17 protein-coding genes and 1 pseudogene are annotated in these 17,421 nt (G+C 64.4%); 5 read left to right on the top strand and 13 right to left on the bottom strand.

All coding sequences use genetic code 11. The features are described from left to right. Position 1: 1 nt before the first annotated feature. The 7 genes from N7650_RS06230 to N7650_RS06200 form a co-directional block, all read right to left on the bottom strand. Positions 2 to 1,183, bottom strand: a complete 1,182-nt coding sequence (locus N7650_RS06230) for an MFS transporter (RefSeq protein ID WP_279897440.1) — start codon at positions 1,181 to 1,183, stop codon at positions 2 to 4. Between the two features lie 10 nt (positions 1,184 to 1,193). Beyond that, positions 1,194 to 2,102: a transporter gene (locus N7650_RS06225; RefSeq protein ID WP_279897438.1), complete on the bottom strand. Its 909-nt coding sequence runs from the start codon at positions 2,100 to 2,102 to the stop codon at positions 1,194 to 1,196. Positions 2,103 to 2,163: 61 nt separating this feature from the next. Continuing rightward, positions 2,164 to 3,120, bottom strand: a complete 957-nt coding sequence (locus N7650_RS06220) for a helix-turn-helix domain-containing protein (RefSeq protein ID WP_279897437.1) — start codon at positions 3,118 to 3,120, stop codon at positions 2,164 to 2,166. A gap of 212 nt (positions 3,121 to 3,332) precedes the next feature. Then, positions 3,333 to 4,958, bottom strand: a complete 1,626-nt coding sequence (locus N7650_RS06215; RefSeq protein WP_279897436.1) for a methyl-accepting chemotaxis protein — start codon at positions 4,956 to 4,958, stop codon at positions 3,333 to 3,335. 228 nt (positions 4,959 to 5,186) lie between these two features. Beyond that, positions 5,187 to 6,482, bottom strand: a complete 1,296-nt coding sequence (locus N7650_RS06210) for an FAD-binding oxidoreductase (RefSeq protein WP_279897435.1) — start codon at positions 6,480 to 6,482, stop codon at positions 5,187 to 5,189. 22 nt (positions 6,483 to 6,504) lie between these two features. After that, on the bottom strand, positions 6,505 to 6,927 hold the full coding sequence (locus tag N7650_RS06205; RefSeq protein WP_064304533.1) for a RidA family protein: 423 nt from the start codon (positions 6,925 to 6,927) through the stop codon (positions 6,505 to 6,507). Positions 6,928 to 6,957: 30 nt separating this feature from the next. Beyond that, positions 6,958 to 8,091: a tyramine oxidase subunit B gene (locus N7650_RS06200; RefSeq protein ID WP_009408097.1), complete on the bottom strand. Its 1,134-nt coding sequence runs from the start codon at positions 8,089 to 8,091 to the stop codon at positions 6,958 to 6,960. A 286-nt stretch (positions 8,092 to 8,377) separates the two neighbouring features. On the opposite strand from N7650_RS06200, the gene N7650_RS06195 reads away from it, so the two are divergent. Next, positions 8,378 to 9,052, top strand: coding sequence for an AraC family transcriptional regulator (locus N7650_RS06195; RefSeq protein ID WP_009408099.1), 675 nt, complete (start codon positions 8,378 to 8,380; stop codon positions 9,050 to 9,052). On the opposite strand, the gene N7650_RS06190 is transcribed toward N7650_RS06195, so the two are convergent. Continuing rightward, positions 9,029 to 9,928 carry a sterol desaturase family protein gene (locus tag N7650_RS06190; protein WP_279897431.1) on the bottom strand — a complete coding sequence of 300 codons (900 nt, stop codon included), beginning with the start codon at positions 9,926 to 9,928 and terminating at the stop codon, positions 9,029 to 9,031. The two genes, N7650_RS06195 and N7650_RS06190, sit on opposite strands and share 24 nt — an antisense overlap. A 264-nt stretch (positions 9,929 to 10,192) precedes the next feature. Between N7650_RS06190 and N7650_RS06185 the strand changes: the two genes are divergently transcribed. Then, positions 10,193 to 11,161 (top strand): DNA-binding protein, encoded by a 969-nt coding sequence (locus N7650_RS06185; protein ID WP_009408103.1) that lies wholly within the window; start codon positions 10,193 to 10,195, stop codon positions 11,159 to 11,161. A 3-nt stretch (positions 11,162 to 11,164) separates the two neighbouring features. On the opposite strand, the gene N7650_RS06180 is transcribed toward N7650_RS06185, so the two are convergent. Genes N7650_RS06180 through N7650_RS06170 form a run of 3 tightly spaced genes read right to left on the bottom strand, consistent with a single transcriptional unit; the run spans position 11,165 to position 13,239 of the window. Beyond that, positions 11,165 to 11,668, bottom strand: a complete 504-nt coding sequence (locus N7650_RS06180) for a GNAT family N-acetyltransferase (RefSeq protein ID WP_279897429.1) — start codon at positions 11,666 to 11,668, stop codon at positions 11,165 to 11,167. After that, positions 11,668 to 12,315, bottom strand: a complete 648-nt coding sequence (gene alkB, locus N7650_RS06175) for a DNA oxidative demethylase AlkB (RefSeq protein WP_279897428.1) — start codon at positions 12,313 to 12,315, stop codon at positions 11,668 to 11,670. The genes N7650_RS06180 and alkB overlap by 1 nt, the downstream gene beginning before the upstream one ends. Before the next feature lie 9 nt (positions 12,316 to 12,324). After that, the gene (locus tag N7650_RS06170; RefSeq protein ID WP_279897427.1) at positions 12,325 to 13,239 is read right to left on the bottom strand and encodes a LysR substrate-binding domain-containing protein; all 915 of its coding nucleotides are present in this window, start codon (positions 13,237 to 13,239) and stop codon (positions 12,325 to 12,327) included. Between the two features lie 110 nt (positions 13,240 to 13,349). Between N7650_RS06170 and N7650_RS06165 the strand changes: the two genes are divergently transcribed. Next, on the top strand, positions 13,350 to 13,958 hold the full coding sequence (locus N7650_RS06165) for a LysE family translocator (protein ID WP_009408112.1): 609 nt from the start codon (positions 13,350 to 13,352) through the stop codon (positions 13,956 to 13,958). A gap of 2 nt (positions 13,959 to 13,960) precedes the next feature. Here N7650_RS06165 and N7650_RS06160 read toward each other — a convergent pair whose 3' ends face one another. Next, positions 13,961 to 14,413, bottom strand: coding sequence for an SgcJ/EcaC family oxidoreductase (locus N7650_RS06160; protein ID WP_009408114.1), 453 nt, complete (start codon positions 14,411 to 14,413; stop codon positions 13,961 to 13,963). A gap of 106 nt (positions 14,414 to 14,519) precedes the next feature. Continuing rightward, entirely contained in the window at positions 14,520 to 14,687 is a 168-nt protein-coding gene (locus N7650_RS06155; protein WP_009408116.1) for a DUF6026 family protein, read from the bottom strand. 153 nt (positions 14,688 to 14,840) lie between these two features. On the opposite strand from N7650_RS06155, the pseudogene gnd reads away from it, so the two are divergent. Next, positions 14,841 to 15,854, top strand: a pseudogene (gene gnd, locus N7650_RS06150) (phosphogluconate dehydrogenase (NAD(+)-dependent, decarboxylating)); the annotation flags it as partial. Next, positions 15,851 to 17,353, top strand: a complete 1,503-nt coding sequence (gene zwf / locus N7650_RS06145) for a glucose-6-phosphate dehydrogenase (protein ID WP_009408120.1) — start codon at positions 15,851 to 15,853, stop codon at positions 17,351 to 17,353. The pseudogene gnd and the gene zwf, both read left to right, overlap by 4 nt. Positions 17,354 to 17,421: the final 68 nt, after the last annotated feature.

The following is a 17,421-nucleotide window of genomic DNA, read 5'->3' as shown; positions in this document are numbered from 1 at the left end:
ATCATTGGGCAGTTGAGGAAGCGTCGGAGCGGGTCAGGGTTGCGCCAAGGCCCCAGGCCAGGGCGCCGGCAAGACTGGCGAAGGCCAGCCAGTGAAGGGCGCCGCGCAGATCGGCACCGAGGGCCATGACCAGCAGCGGACTGGCGAACTGGCCCAGATAAAGGCAGGCGGTGAAGCCGCCAAGGCCGCGGCCCCGGGCTCGAGCGCTGAGGGCGTTCATTACCGGCGCCATGGCATTGGGCACCAGCAGGCCAGCACCGACCCCGTGGATCAGCACGGCCCAGAGCACGTCGGCGTAACTGCGTGCAGCGCCCAGCCACCACAGGCCGGCGGCCAGCAGGACGAGTAGCAGGGCATTGCCGCCGCGAATGCCCAGGTAGCTGCGCACCAGCGGCCACAGCAGCGAACCGGCCAGGCTGGCCAGCAGCCCCAGCCCGGCAGCCAGGCCGATCAGGGTGCTGGAGTTGACGCCGATGCTCACCAGCAAGGCTGGTGCCTGCACCGGTACGATGAAGTTCAGCGCCATGCCGAAAAAGATCAGCAGGTAGCCCAGGGCTATGCTGGGGATGGCGCTGCGCGCCGGATCGTCCGGCCCGGCGTGCGCCTGTCGCTGCGGCTCCCACAACCAGCGCAGCATCGCCGGGACCAGCAGCAGCGGCAGCAGGTAGAGATAGAAGGGCGTGCGCCAGCCATGCTCGCCCGCCGCGCCGCCGATCACGAAGAACAGCGCGCCGACCAGGCCGATGCTGACCACCTGGTAGTTGATCATGCGCAGGCGCTGTTCACCCTTCCAGTAATCGGCGATCAAGGCGGCGCAGCAGGTCATGATCGCCGCCTCGGCACACCCGAACAGCAGGCGGCTGGCGACGATGGAAGGCAGGTCGTCAAGCAGCGCCGGCAAGACGCCGAACAATGCATAGAGCACGGTGGCGACGATCAACAGGGCTTTGCGCCCGACCCGGTCGGCAATCCAGCCGGCCAAAGGCGCGCACAGGGCGATGGCCAGCGCCGGGCCGGTGATTGCCAGCGGAACCAGGGCTTCGGCATGGGCCGTGACCGGCCCGAATTCGGCCGCCAGCCGTGGCAGGATCGGCGCGACCATCACCGCGCCCATGATCGTCAGGCTGCTGCCGAGTACCAGTACGGTGCCTTCGCGGCCCACCCGGGGGATGTGTGCATGCATGGTCGGATCCTCAGAAACTGTGGGCTAAGCGCAGGGCGACGGTGTAGCCCTCGGCGCGGTTGACCGCGTCGAATTCCTTGTAGGCATGCAACCAGACCGGCGGCATCCCCGGCTTGAACCACCCGATTGCCGGCCCCACGGCCAGCACCCGGGCGCGGTTGCCACCGGTGAGATTTGGCGCATCGTCGTCGCTCAACTGGCGGTAGTAGTAGCCGCCGATGCCCAGGGTCCAGGGGCCGACGTGCTGACCGACGGCGAACTCATGACGGTACTCGACGCCGTTGCGGTAGTCGGTCGCGTGGTTGCGGGTGTTGATGTCCACCTCGAAGCTCGACGACAGCTCCAGGCCGGTCGGACTGATCCAGGTGGCATTGAGGATCGGCGAGAAGGTCCAGTGGTTAAGGCCCGGGGAGACCAAGCGATCCTTGTCGTAGTCGCCCGTCGGCGCCTGGATCTGCAGTTGCGCGTTGATGCCCAGGTTCGGCGCCGGGGTCCATTGCAGGATCAGCGGAATCAACTGGGCGTCGGCCTGGCGGAACACCCGGGCGTCCCGGGACAAGGTGCCGAAAGGCGTCGGTACGTCCAGCGAGGCGCTCATGCTGAAGAACGGCATTACGGCGGCGAAGCCGTAGCGGGCGCCGAACAGTTCATGCTCGGTCATGCGGCCGTAGAAGGCCCCGATCGACAGCACGTCGATGGAGAAGTCCACGGGCGCCTTGTGGCCGTCGCCATCCATCAGGCGATTGGCGGAGTAGAAGGCGGTACGCAGGCCGAAGGTGCCTGTCGGAGTGGGTGGTGGCGTGAAGCCGGCGCCGAAGTCGTAGACACCATTGGGTGTGGTGGGCGAGCCGTTTTCCACGGCCATGGCGCTGCTGCTAAGGCACAGCGCGAGCAGCGCTGTGGTCGGTCTGGTGAACATGATGATCCCCGGTCGTTGGCGTTGTTGTGCCTCGATGCTGGGGCCGGGGACCGCTGGCGGGTTATCCGGAATCGGCACAACCGCGGTTGCGCCGGCGGGTTTCCGAAGGCAGCTCGCCGAACAACTGGCGATAGTCGCTGGCGAAGCGGCTCAGGTGCCAGAAACCCCAGTGGGCAGCGACGTCCTGTACCGGTGCAGGGTGGTCTTCGAGCAGGGCGCGGTGCACGGCATTGAGGCGCAGGGCGCGCAGATAGGCGAGGGGATTGATACCGAGGGTTTCCTGGAAGCAGTACTGCAGTTTGCGCCGGCTGGCGCCGATACGGTTGCACAGTTCGACGATGGAGGGTGGATTGTCCGGCGTGGCCAGCAGCACCTCGCGGGCGCGGTCGACCATGCGCTTGCGGGCGCTCGGCGGCAGGGGCTGGACAGCGTCCTGGTCGACGAGGTCGAGCAGGTGCATCAGCACGGTATCGCGGATGCCGTCGCGGATGGCCTGGTGCCCCAGCAATGACGCCTGCAGGGCGTTTTCGGCGAACAGCCCCTGGAACAGCTCGATAAGGCCCGTCTGGCTGCCACCTTCCTGCAGGCGGTAGCAGCGTGGCAGGGCATCCAGGTCGAAGCTGTGCCGTTGCTGGTGCAGCGTCTGTTCAAGCAGCGTTTCGTCGATGCTGACGCTGAGCAGGTCGAGCCCGGCCGGGGCACGCAGTTCGGGCAGGTTCTGTCCGCGTGCCACCAGCAGGTTCTGGCCGCTGATGGCATGGCCGGCGCAGTGGAAATCTCCGGAGTGGGCATCGAGGGGCATGCTGAAACTGACCGCTCCGGGCCAGGTCGAGCCGTTCTTGACCATGGCCTGGTTGGCCCGGTCGCGGACCAGTTGCATACGGTCCAGGCGCAGCTCGCTCAGTTGGCCGGCGAAACGCCCGGGGGTGAGCTGGTCATAGCGCAACTGCCAACCGGCCAGACGCTTGGCGTGCTCCTCGATATCCAGGGTCTGGTGGTGCAGAACGCTGCTGGGCATTTCGGTAACCGTTTTGCGGGAAAGTGCTGATGAAGCAAGTTTTGCTCCGTCGCCGGTTACCGGAAGCAGGGTTTGCCGAAATCGGATAGTGAATGCACCGAGGAACCTTGTGGGAGCTGGCTTGCCAGCGATTTGGCCGGCATTGACCAGTATGTTGTCAGGTCTGGCCTCATCGCTGGCAAGCCAGCTCCCACAGGGTTGGACGTCAACCTTCAGACCTTGAACTGCGCCACCATCGCGTTCAGTTCCACCGCCAGCCGCGACAGGTCCTGTGCTGCGGCACTGGTCTGGTTGGCCCCGGCCGAGGTTTGCATCGACAGGTCGCGGATATTGACCAGGTTGCGGTCCACTTCCCGGGCCACCTGGGCCTGTTCCTCGGACGCGCTGGCGATCACCAGGTTGCGCTGGTTGATCGAGGCGATGGCCTCGGCGATCAGTTCCAGTGCCTCGCCGGCGGCCTGGGCGATGTCCAGGGTGCCACTGGCTCGTCCCTGACTGCTGCGCATGGCACCGACCGCACGTTCGGTGCCGCTTTGGATGTCGGCGATCATCTGTTCGATCTCGCCGGTGGACTCCTGGGTGCGGTGCGCCAACGCTCGTACCTCATCCGCGACCACGGCGAAGCCGCGGCCTGCTTCGCCGGCGCGGGCAGCCTCGATGGCGGCGTTGAGGGCGAGCAGATTGGTTTGCCCGGCAATGGAACCGATCACATCCAGCACCCGGCTGATTTCATTGGCGCTGGCCGCCAGTTGTTCGATGTCGCCCGCCGTGCTGGTCACTTCGCTGACCAGTGCGCGGATCGATTGCAAGGCCTGGTTGACCTGGTCGCGCCCGTCGCGGGTGGTCTGGTCGGCGCCCTTGGACGCATCGGCGGTGCTCACCGCATTGTTCGCCACTTCCTCCACGGCGGCGGTCATCTGGTTGACCGCAGTGGCGGCCTGTTCGATTTCCGCGCTCTGTTGATGCAGGCCACGGCTGGTGTCCTCGGTAACCGAATGCAGCTCTTCCGAGGCCGACGCGAGTTGGTCGGATGAGGCGCTGATGCGTGCCAGGGTCGAGCGCAGGCTGGTTTGCATGCGGCCCAGGGCACCCAGCAGCAGCGCCGGCTCGTCCTTGCCCACGACCTGGATGTCCTTGGTCAGGTCGCCGGTCGCGACCCGTTCGGCCACAGCCACGGCGTCGGCCAGGGGCACGACGATGCTGCGCGTCAGCAAGGTGGCGATGGCGGCCAGGGCGAGCATGATCACCACCAGGACCAGGGTGATCAGCAGGAAGGATTCCTCGGCGGCATCGGCGCTGCGTTGGGCTGCCTGATCGGCACCGTCGACGTTGTATTTGACCAGTTCGCGCAGGCTGCCTTGCATGGCGTCGGTGGCGTCGGCCAAGGGGCCGTTGATCAATTGCCGGGCATTGTCCATGCGGTTGTTGATCACCGCATCGGTCACGCTGGCCTGGATGCTGTTGTAGCGCTCGCGGGCGCTCATGAAGGTATCGAACAGCGTGCGATCCCTAGCTTCGAAAATGGTCTTTTCATAGTCGTCCAGCGGCTTTTGCAAGGCCTGGTTGAGCTGCTCGGCGCGCTGGAGGGTCGCCGCGCGGATCTGCGGCTGGTCTTCGAGCAGGCTGCGCATGGTGATGGCGCGGATACGGTTCAGGTCGGTGCCGACCTGGCCCATGGCGACCACCGAGGGCAGCCAGGTTTCGCGGATCTCCGAAGAGGCCTTGTCCATCTGCCGGGTCTCGTACAACGACACCAGGCCGAGGGCCAGAACCAACAGGCCGAGCAGGGTGAACATGCTGGCGGCCCGCTTGCCGATTTTCATTTGCCTGAACTGCATGGGTACTCCTTGGGAAAAAGCTGGCAGTCACCGGACGACCGCCAGGTCACGCAGCGTCGGACCTTGTCGTGACGGACCGATGCGCTGGCGCCTTTCTTCGATGATGTCAGTTAGACATCGTTCCCCAAGGTTACCCCTTATTGATGAATGAATGTTTCAAATGAGTGATTCGATTCAGCCCCTTACGCCAGGGCCCTAGCGCTATTCCCTAGGGCACGGCGTGAACACTCAGGCCAGGCGCTCGAAGCGGTAGGGCGCCGGATCGATGATCGGGGTATTTCCGGACACCAGGTCGGCCGCAAGATGGCCCGCAGCGGGCGAAGTACCGAAACCATGGCCTGAGAAACCGGTGGCCAGGGTCAGGCCGGGAATGGCCGTGACCGGGCCGATCACCGGATTTGAATCCGGGGTGACATCGATGGTGCCGGCCCAGCTCTGGGCGACCCGCGCCTGTTCGAACACCGGCCAGGCGGCGCGCAGGTTGCGCAGGGCATCGCCATTGAGCGTTTCATTGGCCGCCGGATCCTGCACCCGGACCTTTTCGAAAGGGCTGACCTCGCCAGCTTTCCAGTGTCGGGCCAGCTTCAGGTCATCGAGGAAATACTTGCCCAGGGAAATCTTCAGGAAATCGCGCTGGGCCTTGAGCTGTGGCAGGTAGCGCCGGCCCAGCAGCAGGTGGTCGAGGGTGAGGAAGGCGTCCAGCTTGCCGCGTTGGGTGATGATGAATCCACCGTCCTTGTGCTTGCGGAAGGAGAAGTCCGGGGCGCCGACGGCGATCCCGGTGGGGCCTTCCATAGGTTCGGTACGCAGCACCGAGCAGGTCAACGGCAAGGTCGGCAGGTCTACGCCATGGTTGCCGAGAAAACGCCGCGACCATAGGCCACCGGCCAGCAAAACCTGGTCGCAACGGATTTCGCCGCGCTCGGTCAGCACACCGCTGACCCTGCCGGCCGAGGTGACCAGGCTGCGCACCGCACAGTGCTCGACGATGACCGCGCCCTTGGCCATCGCCGCCCTGGCGATGGCGCTGGAGGCCAGGGTCGGTTCGGCGCGGGCGTCGGACGCGGTGAAGATCCCGCCGGCCCAGTTGCCCTTGCCGCCAGGCACCATCTCGGCGATTTCCCGACTGCCGAGCAGGCGGCTGTCGAGATCCAGGTGCGCGACGGTCTTCAGCCAGTTGGCATGCATGGCCATCTGCGCCTCGTTGCGCGCGATGAACATGATGCCGGCTTGACGGTAGCCCACGTCGGCACCGACCCGTTCCGGCATCCCTGTCCACAGGCGATCTGCGGCCAGGGCCAGCGGGATGTCATCGGCATGGCGGCTGGTCTTGCGCACCCAGCCGAGGTTGCGCGACGACTGCTCGCCGGCGATCCGGCCTTTTTCCACGACCACTACCGGGATTCCGCGCTCGGCGAGGGTCAGGGCGGCGGTCAGGCCGATGATGCCGGCGCCGATGATCACCACGCCGGTAGCGGCGGGCAGTTGCTGGCTGGTTTGTACGGGGTCGATGCTGGGCGACATGGGCGAGGCTCTATAGAGGACGTTACTGGCCGAGATTGATCTGCACGACTTCGGCTTGCGAGGCGCCGCGATAGGCGGTGACCTCCAGCTCCACCTTGTAGACCGTGGAGCCCAGGGGAGGGCAGGTCGCGGTGCAGGCCGGGTCGATACCGCGGAACCGGGTACCGATGTAGTCCATGACCCTGGGCACGTCGGCCGGGTCCTGGATGAACACGCGGGAGCAGACCACGTCGGCAAGGGTCGCATCGACTGCGGCCAGGGCCCGCTCGATGTTGTCGAAGACCTGTTCGGCCTGCTCGATCACGTCTTCCGGAATCAGCTTGGTGTCCGGGTTGCGCCCGGCGGTATTGGACACATGGATCCAGTTATCGACGGCAACCAGCCGCGAGTAGCTGGCCTTTTCCTCGAAGATGGAGCCGCTTTTGACTTTGATGATGCGGGTCATGGGGAAATCCTCGTTATCAGGGAAGGGGTATCAGCGCAGGACCGGTTCGTCCCACAGGTTGAGCTTCACGCCAATGCCAAGCTCCACGGCCTTGCGGTACACCACGGTGCCCCAGGCCAGGTCCTCGACCGGCATGCCGCCAACCGACATCAGGATGATTTCCTCGTCATTCAGGCGGCCCGGGGCGTCGCCGGCGACGATCTTGCCGATGTCTTCCACTTGCCCGGCCTGCAGCGAGCCCTCGGCGATCATGTCCATGAAGCGCACGCCCACCAGCGGCACATGGTTGTGTGCAGGCTTGGGCAGTTCCTCGAACCAGGCCTCGTACAGGCCGGTGTTGTCCACCACCTTGCGGATGTCGTCCTGCTCCATGCCGGCATCGATGCTGCACGGCGCCGGCATGGCCAGGAAGGCGCCGGGCTTGACCCACTCGCGGCGGACCAGCGGGTAGGTGCTCGGGTCGCCGACTTCGCCGGTGCTGCAGTAGGTGACCAGGTCGGAATCGCGCACCACCTCTTCCAGGCTGTCGACGATGCGAATGGTGGTGATCTGCGGGTAGGTCTGCTCGACCCAGGTGATGAAGCTGTCAAGGCTGCGCTGGCCGCGGCCCTTGATCTTGATGGTGTCCACCTGCGGGCAGGCGGCCATGAACGCGGCGACGGTGGTCTTGCCCATCACGCCGGGGCCGAGCAGGCCGATGACCCTGGAATCCTTGCGCGCCAGGTGGCGTGCGCCGACGCCCGGGATCGCCCCGGTGCGGTAGGCCGAGAGCAGGTTGGCCGACATGTAGGCCAGCGGCGCGCCGCTGTCGGCATCGTTGAGGGTGAACATCAGGATCGAACGGGGCAGGCCCTTTTCGCGGTTGGCGATGTTCGAGCCATACCATTTGCAGCCGGAGGTGCGGAAGTTGCCGCCGAGGTAGGCAGGCATGGCCATCATGCGCCGGTCGGCGGTGGGCTTGGGCATGTCCGGGAAGGGCGAATGCTCCGGGAAGGTGATCATCGCCCCGTGGGAATCGTTGTTCGGCCCGGCCATACGGTAATCGCCCCGATACAGCAGCCCGAACATTTCCTCCATGGTGTCGACGCAGGCCGGCATATCGGTAACGCCGGCGCGGATCATGTCCTGCTCGGAAAGGTAGATGAAGTCGATTTTCGTAGTCATGGCACGATCTCGTGTACGGCGGGTGTTGTTCTGGTTGTCGGCGAGGACAGGTGAAGGGCTCTGCGCCGCCGGTATGGCGTGCGGAGCAATGGAGGGAAGTGTTGCTAACGATCGGTAGGCAAGTCTTGAGCCTGCGTGTCAGCGGGTTTGACTGTGCGTGACATGGGGGAGGTGTGGCGGCGCAGCTCAGTACACTGTGGGAGCTGGCTTGCCAGCGATGAGGTCCTGAAAGCCAATGCACGATCTCCAGTGCTACTCTGCCCACCAAGCCACCCATGGAGCCCCCATGCCCAAACCCTGGCAAGGCCAGCTCTGGCTGGCCACCGACTACTGCCTGATCGCCGGCAGCGCAGGCGAGACCGGCGTCCATGCCCACTACCCGCACCAACTGCTGATCGCCCGCAGCTGCGAAGTCGAGGCCCTGATTGACGGTGTCCCTGCGCGCGGCCCGGTGCTGTCCATCACCTCGGGCCAGCCCCATGCAATCATTGCGACCGGCCAGCCCACCCTGACCCTCTACGCCGAGCCACTGGCCTTCGACCTGCCCGAATTGCGTCAGCTCTGTAGGCAAACCGGGCCGGACGCCGAACGTTTGATCGCAGCACTAGCCACGTTGCCACGCCGCCCCTTGCAGCCGCGCCTGGCCAAGGCCCTGCTGCGCATTCGCCAACTTGATGCCGATGCGTTGCCAGCCGCCGAGATCGCCCGGGAAGCGGCGCTGTCCCTCAGCCAGCTGGAACGCCTGTTCACCGGCGAACTGGGTTTGTCGGTACGTCGCCTGGTGCTCTGGCAACGCCTGCGCTTCGCCCTGCAACTCGCGCTGTCGGGCTACAGCCTGACCGATGCCGGGGCTACCGCCGGTTTCGCCGACTCCGCCCATCTTTCCCGCAGCATTCGCCAGCACTTCGGTATCCGCGCTGATCGCAACCTGCGTCACTTAACGCTCCGCGTAATCGGCTAGCGCATCGCGCAGGCCCGCCGGCAACACGGCCGGCGGATGGCTGGCCTGGGTAGCGCTGAACGGCTGACGCAACTGTGCAGCGTAGCCCGACGGGTAATCCGGCTGATCTCCGATGCCCAGGTCGTCGTCCGCCAGCTCATAGTCCGGCAGGTAGAGTGCCGTCCCCAGCAGCCGATCCCAGAACGCAAAGAACAGGGCGAAATTCACATCGCCATGATGGCCGTATTTCAGATGATGCAGGCGATGCAGCGGCGCCCAGGCGAATACATGACGCAACACGCCCAGGCGCATGTCCACGTTGCTGTGCTGCAACAGCAACTGGATGGCAATGCTGAACGCCAGCAGTGCCGTGACGTCCTGGGGCATGCCGCAGAGCAGCAGGGGCAGGGTGCCGCCCAGGGCCTCCAGCAACTGGTGCAGCGGATGTTTCATCAAGCCATTGAAGCCGTACATGCGGGCGACGCTGTGATGCACTGCATGCAGCCGCCATAACAGCGCCGAACGATGGCTGGCGTAATGGACCAGGGTGATGCCGAGATCGGCAATCGGGATCGCCAGCAGCAATTGCAGGCCCAGCGGCCAATGCGTGGGCCAGATGCCGAGATCGGGGAGCCAGGGAGCGATCAGCGGAATCGCCGCGATGCTGAGGACATTCAAGGATTCATTGACGCTGGCATGGAGCACGTCGCGCAGGCGGTCGCCATGGTCGCGGTTCCATCGGTCGCGGTAAGGCCAGCGCCATTCGCAGAAGGCGCTGATGCCGATCGCCACCAGCAGCAGCGGTAGCAGCCAGACGAAGCCGCCGCTCATGGTGACGATGATCACGGCGGCGCAGATGAACACGAAGAAAAACAGCGGGGCGTAGATAAAGCGCATTTCGCGGCTCCAGAGCAGTGGGAGCCGCGAGTGTTGTGCAGCGATGAGCGTGGACGCTTGTAAAAACAGCGCATCTCGCCGGACGGGCTGCAGGACACGCAGGTACACCCTTTGCGCGCTTCGGCACGACCAAAAACACTCTGACATCTGATAATTCGTGATTATTTGATCTTTAATTTGAAAAATTCATAATTTACAAATTGACCAAATTAGTATGTAAGTACATGATACGTACCACATTATGAAATCGCAGGAAAATGCAATATGGCGCGTGGTGGTATCAACAAGGCGGTAGTGCACAAGGCTCGCCAGGCGATCCTTGCCCGGGGAGAGCACCCGAGCATCGATGCGGTGCGCATTGAACTGGGAAATACCGGTTCGAAAACCACCATTCATCGGTACCTGAAGGAACTGGACATCCAGAAGCCGCCCGCCACCACCAGCGTGCCGGACCTGAGCGAGTCCATCAGCGGGCTGGTGCGCCAACTGGCCGAGCAACTCAAAGAAGAAAGCGATGCGAAGATCGATGAGGCGCAGAAATCTTTCGATGTAGAAACCACAGCGCTCAAGGCGCAGTTGCAGGAAAGCCAGCAGGCACTGGCTGCGGCGCAGCAGCAGTTGCAGATCCAGGGCGCGGCGCTGGCGGCCGAGTCCGCCGAACTGGCGACCACGCGCAGCACCTTGCAGAGCGAGCACACGCGCAATGCCACGCTAAGCCAGGCGGTGGGCGAGTTGAACGTGCGCCTGGCCGACAAGGACGAACAGATCGCTTCGCTGGAAGACAAGCATCAGCATGCGCGTGATGCCCTTGAACATTACCGCAGCGCCAGTCGCGAACAACGCGAGCAGGATCAGCGCCGCCACGAAGCCCAGGTGCAGCAGTTGCAGGTCGAGCTGCGCCAATTGCAGCAGACGCTGATCGTCAAGCAGGACGAAACCACTCGGCTTAACCGTGACAACGAACGCTTGCTGGTGGAGGCGCGCCATATCCAGCGCGAAATCCAGCAGCTCAAGGACCAGTGTGAACAGCAGGTGCTCGAAACCCGCACCCTGAGCGCCAACCTGGCCCAGTCCCAGGGCGCCCGGGACGAATTGCAGCGGCAGATGCAGGATCAGGCGGTGCAACTGGTACAGGTCGACGCCGAACGGCTGCAATTGGCCAGCCAGGTGAAGGACCTGCAAGCCGGCATCGAAGCACTGCGTGCGACGCAGCAGCAATCTACCCAGGCGTAACGGCTACAGGCGCTTGACCATGGCGCAGCGCCCCGGCAGCCCGAGCGCGTGCTCATGCTGCAACTGCTGGCGAAGAAAGTCGCTGGTTTGATGCGCGCCCACGCGTTCGAAGCCCAACCGGGCATAGAAGGGTGCATTCCAGGGCACGTCGGCAAAGGTGGTCAGGGTCAAGGCCTGGAAGCCTGCGGCGGCGGCCTTATCCTGGACGTGCGTGATCAGCTCACGCCCCAAGCCTCGTCCCTGGCTGCTTCGGGCAACCGACAGTTCCTCGATATGAAGCGCGTGCCCCTGCGCGCTCGCACACAGGAAGCCCTCGGGGCGATCCTCATCATCCACCGCCACCCAGTGCAGGCCATTGGCGATAAAGGCCAGGTGCTGCTCGACGCCGAGCACCTCATGGCTGGCCAGCCAGGCGAGGTGGGCGATCGCAGCGAACGACTGTGCCGCCGAGCGCTCTATGGCGGGAAGCACCACGGCATCGTCGGGACGGGCAGGGCGAATGGTCATCAACCGGCCTTGCGCAGAGTGAAGTTGATCCGGCGCGACCCCAGCACCGGGTGAGTGCCGTCCTTCAGTGGAAGGATTCCATGGAAGCGCAGGCGGTCTTCACCGCCCCAGACCAGCACATCGCCGTGTTGCAGGCCGACTTTCTGGGTGCGCTCGGCCCGTTCATGACCGCCGAGGAGAAAGGTAGCGGGCAGGCCGAGGGATACCGAAACGATTGGCTGGCTGAAGTCACGTTCATTGCGGTCCTGGTGCAGGGTCAGGCGATTGCCTGGCAGGTAGCTGTTGATCAGGCAGGCGTCCGGGATGAAATCGGCAAAGCCGGCTGCCTGCGCAGCGGCCTGGGCCAGGTCGATGAATACGGGTGGCAGCGCTGGCCAGGGCTGGCCGCTGAGCGGGTCTACGGGGCTGTAGCGGTAGCCCCGCTGATCGCTGATCCAGCCCAGCTCGCCGCAGTTGGTTACGCGCACGGCGATGGTCCGGCCGCCAGGCGTGATCATGTTGCGAAATGGGGCAGCGAGGACGATCTGGCGCAAGGCAGGCAGCAGGAGTTCGACCCGGTCAAGGGCGAAACCCGGCAACAGGGCGACCTGCTGGCCGAGCCATTGCGGTGCGCTTGTTGGCGCTGGGGTGAAGAGGTCGATTTGCATGAGGGCATGTTACCCGGGTTCTTGTACCGATGCCGACTCCGGGCGGTGTTCCAGCAGAAAGTCCCCCAGCCTCTGCACTGCAGGCTCCCAGGCACTGCCTTGCGGCCACACCAGGTAATAGCCGTCCCCGGTTGCCACCGCCTGCTTGAACGGCAGCGCCAGGCGCCCGTCGCGTACATGCCGGCCAACTAGCGCCAGGTCCCCGATCGATATGCCATGCCCGGCCATTGCCGCCCCCATGCCCTGGTCCAGGGTATCGAAACAGATACCGCGGTCCAGCTGCACCTGCGCGCCCAGGCCGGCGCCCTGCAGCCAGCGATGCCAGTCACGTCGATCTGCCGAGGGATGCACCAGCGGCGATTCGCCCAGATGCGCGGCGTCCCACGCCCGATCCCCCAGCAGAGAGGGTGAACAGATGGGAATCAGCCACTCCTCGAACAGCAAGCGGCATTTCACCCGTTCGCCGAAACGGCCGTCTCCCAGCAATACCGCGCAATCGTAGGGCTCGCCGGAAAAGTCCACGCTGTCCTGATCCATCCACACACTGGCGAGCTGCACACTGATCGGCTCCGGCTCCTGGCGAAAAAGCGCCAGGCAGTCCAGCAACCAGTGCATGGTCAGTGTCGAGGGAGCTTTGAGGCGCAGTTGCCGGGCGCCGTCGCGAAACGGCTGGCAGGCTTGCTCGATCAGGCCGAAACCGGCATTGAGCTGCCTTGCCAGGCTTTGCCCGACATCGGTCAGGCGCAAGCGTGGCCCTTGGCGTTCGAACAGACGACAGCCGAGATGGCTTTCCAGGCTGCGGATATGCCGGCTGATCGCGCTCTGGGTCAGGGCCAGTTCGTCGGCGGCACGGGTAAAGGAGCAGGAGCGTGCCGCGACTTCGAAGGCGCGCAGGGCGTAGAGGGGAGGCAGGCGATCGGCCACTGAACAGAGTCCATCATGAGCTGGAGTCATAGTAGGCCTGCGCATTTTGCGTTTTTCAAGGGACCTTCGACTAACCAGAATGCACGCGACCAAAGGATCCGGGATATGAGATGAACACCACCTTGCTGATTGCTTATCTGGGCACCATTGTCCTGTTGATCGCGACACCCGGGCCGGTCGTGCTGCTGGTCGTGGATGCGGCCAGTCGTAGCGGGACCGCCAGTGCAATTCGTACGGCGCTCGGCGCCAATGCGGCGTCGCTGGTGCTGGTGGCGGCGGCGGCGGGCGTACTGGCGGGGGCCCTGGCGTTGAGCCCGCAGTTGTTGCAGTGGGGCGCCCTGGCGGGATGCCTGTTCATCGGCTGGCTGGGCTTCAGTGGTCTGCGCGATTGCGGGGCGGGGGAGTCAAGCCCTGCCCGGAAGGCCAATGGATGGTGCCAGGGGTTTCTGATCGGGATCTCCAACCCCAAGGACATCCTGTTCTTCGTTGCCCTGTTTCCCCAGTTCATTCCGGTGACCGGGTCCTTCGGCACCAGCATCGGCCTCCTGGCCTTGCTGTGGCTGCTTGTCGACCTGGGGATACTGGCCCTGTACATCGGCCTGATGCGTCACGCCCTGGCGCAACGCTACAGGGCGTGGGTTTCGCGCGTGTCAGCGTGGATGCTGTTGTTGCTGGCGACAGCAGGTGCGGCGTACTGGGGCCGCGTGCTGCTGGCCTGATTTCAACTGGCTGGCAGGGCCGAGGAGTGGTGGGCGCTGATCAGCCAGCGCTCACCGGTCCAGGTGTAGGCGAAGGAATAGCGCGCAGCGACCTGGGCACCGGTGCGGGCAAAGTCGAAAGTGTAGAGGCCACTGAGCAAGGCGCTGTCGCAAGCGATCCGGACATGCCGGGTATCGAGTCGGCCCTTGGGCTGGTCATTGAGAAAGTGCTCGAAGTAATCGATGCGCGCCGCACTATCGAGGCGCGGCACCGCCGATACGGTGGGCAACAGCACGGCATCGGGCGCATAGAGCGCATCGACCTGGCGTGGGTCGCCACTTTGCAGGCTGTCGTTCCATTGGTTGAACAGGGCCAGGATCTCGGCCTCGCTGGTACTCGCGCACATCGGAGCATCGGCGTGAACCTGGGTGGCGAACAAGGCGAGAAGGGGAAGGGCAAGTACGGCGCGTTTCATCGAGGGGCCTCGGCATGTGGCTGACACCCTGTGTGTCAGCACCGGCGCGCAGTCTGGCGGCGCACCGGGCCCCTGGAAATCGGAAAAATGTTTGGAATATTTGCGCCTAGCGCGTGGCCGCGGCGCTGTGGGTGTTGGCCTGTTGTAACAGAAGATTCAGTTGCGCGACCTGTTCCTGGAGGGCGTCGCGCTCCTGCTTCAGGCGCTGCAGTTCGTCACGGCGGATCGAGACGTAGAGCGTCTGGGGCGGGGCTGCCGAGATCAGGGTTTGCATAGGGCACCTCACTAATGGCTTGTCACACAACTGAAGCGTAGACGCTTGACGGGGCGGGATTCTGAATTCTTTTTTCCGCCAAGGGAACTTTTTTATTGGCCGCTGTCTCGCCGTTCGTCGTGAAACCATCGCCGCCCATGCTGGACTAACCTTGAGGACTTCTGCCTCGGACTGGAGCATCGGCACATGCAACTGGGAATCGTGGGACTGGGCCGCATGGGCGGCAACATTGCAAGGCGGCTGATGCGCAACGGTCACCAGGTGGTGGTGAACGACCGCAACCCGACGGCGATCGACGCGCTGGCGGTCGAGGGCGCACAGGGCGCGAATGATCTTCCAGCCCTGGTCGGCCATCTGGCCAGGCCCAGGGCGATCTGGGTAATGCTGCCCGCCGGCGAGCCGACCGAGCAGACCCTGGCGCAACTGGCCGACCTGCTGGACGCCGGCGATGTGCTGATCGATGGTGGCAACAGCTTCTACAAGGACGATATACGCCGCGCCAGCGAGCTGAAAAAACGTCATCTGCACTACATCGACGTGGGCACCTCGGGTGGCGTGTGGGGCCTGGAGCGCGGCTATTGCATGATGATCGGCGGCGAGCAGGCAGTGGTCGAACGCCTCGATCCGCTGTTCGCCAGCCTGGCCCCGGGAATCGGCAGCATTCCTCGCACCCGCGGTCGCAGCGGCGAACCGGGGCGCGCCGAGCAGGGCTATATCCATGCCGGCCCGGCCGGTTCCGGGCACTTCGTCAAGATGATCCACAATGGCATCGAGTACGGCTTGATGCAGGCCTACGCCGAAGGTTTCGACATCCTGCGGAGCAAGGCCAGCGAGGAATTGCCGCCAGACCAGCGCTACGAGCTGGACCTGGCGCAGATCGCCGAAGTCTGGCGGCGTGGCAGCGTGGTCACCTCATGGCTGCTGGACCTGACCGCCGACGCATTGGCGGCCGACCCGCACCTGGAGCATTACAGCGGCGCCGTGGCCGACAGTGGCGAGGGCCGCTGGACCATCGATGCAGCCGTCGAACAGGCGGTGCCGGTGCCGGTGCTGAGCAGTGCACTGTTTGCCCGTTTCCGCTCGCGCCAGCAGCAAGGTACCTATGGCGACAAGCTGTTGTCGGCCATGCGCTTCGGTTTCGGCGGCCATGTCGAGCGTCCTGAATGAACCAGTACAACGTCGAAACCGCGCCACCCTGCACCCTGTTCCTGTTCGGCGCCAGCGGCGACCTGGTCAAGCGCCTGTTGATGCCGGCCTTGTACAACCTGAGTCGCGACGGCCTGCTGGACAACAACCTGCGCATCGTCGGGGTCGATCACAACCCGGCCAGCGCCAGCGAATTCGTCCAGCGCCTGGAGGGCTTCATGCGCGAGCGCGACAAGGGCTCCGGCGAAGGCGCGCAATGCTTCGACCCGAAGCGCTGGGCGCGCCTGGCCAAGCGCATCGACTACCTGACCGGAGATTTTCTCGAGGCGGCCACCTACCAGGCCATCGGCAAGCAGATCGGCAAGTCGCGCAACGGCAATGCGATCTTCTACCTGGCCACGGCGCCGCGGTTTTTCACCGATGTGGTTCAACGTCTCGGCGACGCCGGCTTGCTCAGCGAAACCGAGGGTTTTCGCCGGGTGGTGATCGAAAAGCCGTTCGGCTCCGACCTCGCCAGCGCCGAGATGCTCAACGCCAGCCTGCTGCGCGTGATGAGCGAAAAGCAGATCTACCGGATCGATCACTACCTGGGCAAGGAGACGGTGCAGAACATCCTGGTCAGCCGTTTTTCCAACGGTCTGTTCGAGGCATTCTGGAACAACCATTACATCGATCACGTGCAGATCACTGCGGCGGAAACCGTCGGTGTCGAAGAACGCGGCGCCTTCTACGACCACACCGGAGCCTTGCGCGACATGGTGCCCAATCACCTGTTCCAGTTGCTGGCGATGGTGGCCATGGAGCCGCCGGCCGCCTTCGGCGCCGATGCGGTGCGCAGCGAAAAGGCCAAGGTCATTGGCGCAATTCGTCCCTGGTCCAAAGCCATGGCCTTGAAGAACTCGGTACGCGGTCAATACACCGAGGGCAAGCAAGGGCGCAGGAAGCTCAAGGGATATAGACAGGAGCCGCGGGTCGCGACGGACAGCCAGACCGAAACCTACGTGGCGCTGAAAGTGATGATCGACAACTGGCGCTGGGTAGGCGTGCCGTTCTACTTGCGTACCGGCAAGCGCATGAGCGTTCGCGACACCGAGATCGCCATCTGTTTCAAGCCGGCACCGTACGCGCAATTTCGCGACAGCGATGCCGAACGGCCCAAGCCCAACTACCTGAAAATCCAGATCCAGCCCAACGAAGGCATGTGGTTCGACCTGCAAGCCAAGCGTCCTGGGCCTGCCCTGGAAATGGAAACCATCGCCCTGGGTTTCGCCTACAAGGACTTCTTCAGGATGCAGCCGGCCACCGGTTACGAAACCCTGATCTACGACTGCCTGACCGGCGACCAGACCCTGTTCCAGCGTGCCGACAATATCGAGAACGGCTGGCGCGCGGTGCAACCCTTCCTCGACGCCTGGAAAGACGCTGGCGAGGTGCACAGTTACGCTGCCGGAGAAGATGGCCCGGCGGCAGCGGACGATCTGCTAGCCAAGGACAAGCGCAGTTGGCATAGCCTGGGCTGAACGCACCGAGTCATTCCCTATGACCCCGAAAGCCCGTCCCAGACGGGCTTTCGCCGTTTCTTGACGTC

Source organism: Pseudomonas sp. GD04058 (assembly GCF_029836855.1).
GTDB lineage: Bacteria > Pseudomonadota > Gammaproteobacteria > Pseudomonadales > Pseudomonadaceae > Aquipseudomonas > Aquipseudomonas bharatica.
This window is presented reverse-complemented; position numbering and strand designations above follow the sequence as displayed.

Excerpts from the sequence above, each read along its gene's own strand:
- N7650_RS06185 (WP_009408103.1), top strand. The coding sequence starts at position 10,193 with ATGGCGCGTGGTGGTATCAACAAGGCGGTAGTGCACAAGGCTCGCCAG.
- N7650_RS06225 (WP_279897438.1), bottom strand. The coding sequence starts at position 2,102 with ATGTTCACCAGACCGACCACAGCGCTGCTCGCGCTGTGCCTTAGCAGC.
- alkB (WP_279897428.1), bottom strand. The coding sequence starts at position 12,315 with ATGCAAATCGACCTCTTCACCCCAGCGCCAACAAGCGCACCGCAATGG.
- N7650_RS06220 (WP_279897437.1), bottom strand. The coding sequence starts at position 3,120 with ATGCCCAGCAGCGTTCTGCACCACCAGACCCTGGATATCGAGGAGCAC.
- N7650_RS06180 (WP_279897429.1), bottom strand. The coding sequence starts at position 11,668 with ATGACCATTCGCCCTGCCCGTCCCGACGATGCCGTGGTGCTTCCCGCC.
- N7650_RS06195 (WP_009408099.1), top strand. The coding sequence starts at position 8,378 with ATGCCCAAACCCTGGCAAGGCCAGCTCTGGCTGGCCACCGACTACTGC.
- N7650_RS06160 (WP_009408114.1), bottom strand. The coding sequence starts at position 14,413 with ATGAAACGCGCCGTACTTGCCCTTCCCCTTCTCGCCTTGTTCGCCACC.
- zwf (WP_009408120.1), top strand. The coding sequence starts at position 15,851 with ATGAACCAGTACAACGTCGAAACCGCGCCACCCTGCACCCTGTTCCTG.
- N7650_RS06165 (WP_009408112.1), top strand. The coding sequence starts at position 13,350 with ATGAACACCACCTTGCTGATTGCTTATCTGGGCACCATTGTCCTGTTG.
- N7650_RS06155 (WP_009408116.1), bottom strand. The coding sequence starts at position 14,687 with ATGCAAACCCTGATCTCGGCAGCCCCGCCCCAGACGCTCTACGTCTCG.
- N7650_RS06190 (WP_279897431.1), bottom strand. The coding sequence starts at position 9,928 with ATGCGCTTTATCTACGCCCCGCTGTTTTTCTTCGTGTTCATCTGCGCC.
- N7650_RS06215 (WP_279897436.1), bottom strand. The coding sequence starts at position 4,958 with ATGCAGTTCAGGCAAATGAAAATCGGCAAGCGGGCCGCCAGCATGTTC.
- N7650_RS06205 (WP_064304533.1), bottom strand. The coding sequence starts at position 6,927 with ATGACCCGCATCATCAAAGTCAAAAGCGGCTCCATCTTCGAGGAAAAG.
- N7650_RS06230 (WP_279897440.1), bottom strand. The coding sequence starts at position 1,183 with ATGCATGCACACATCCCCCGGGTGGGCCGCGAAGGCACCGTACTGGTA.
- N7650_RS06200 (WP_009408097.1), bottom strand. The coding sequence starts at position 8,091 with ATGACTACGAAAATCGACTTCATCTACCTTTCCGAGCAGGACATGATC.
- N7650_RS06210 (WP_279897435.1), bottom strand. The coding sequence starts at position 6,482 with ATGTCGCCCAGCATCGACCCCGTACAAACCAGCCAGCAACTGCCCGCC.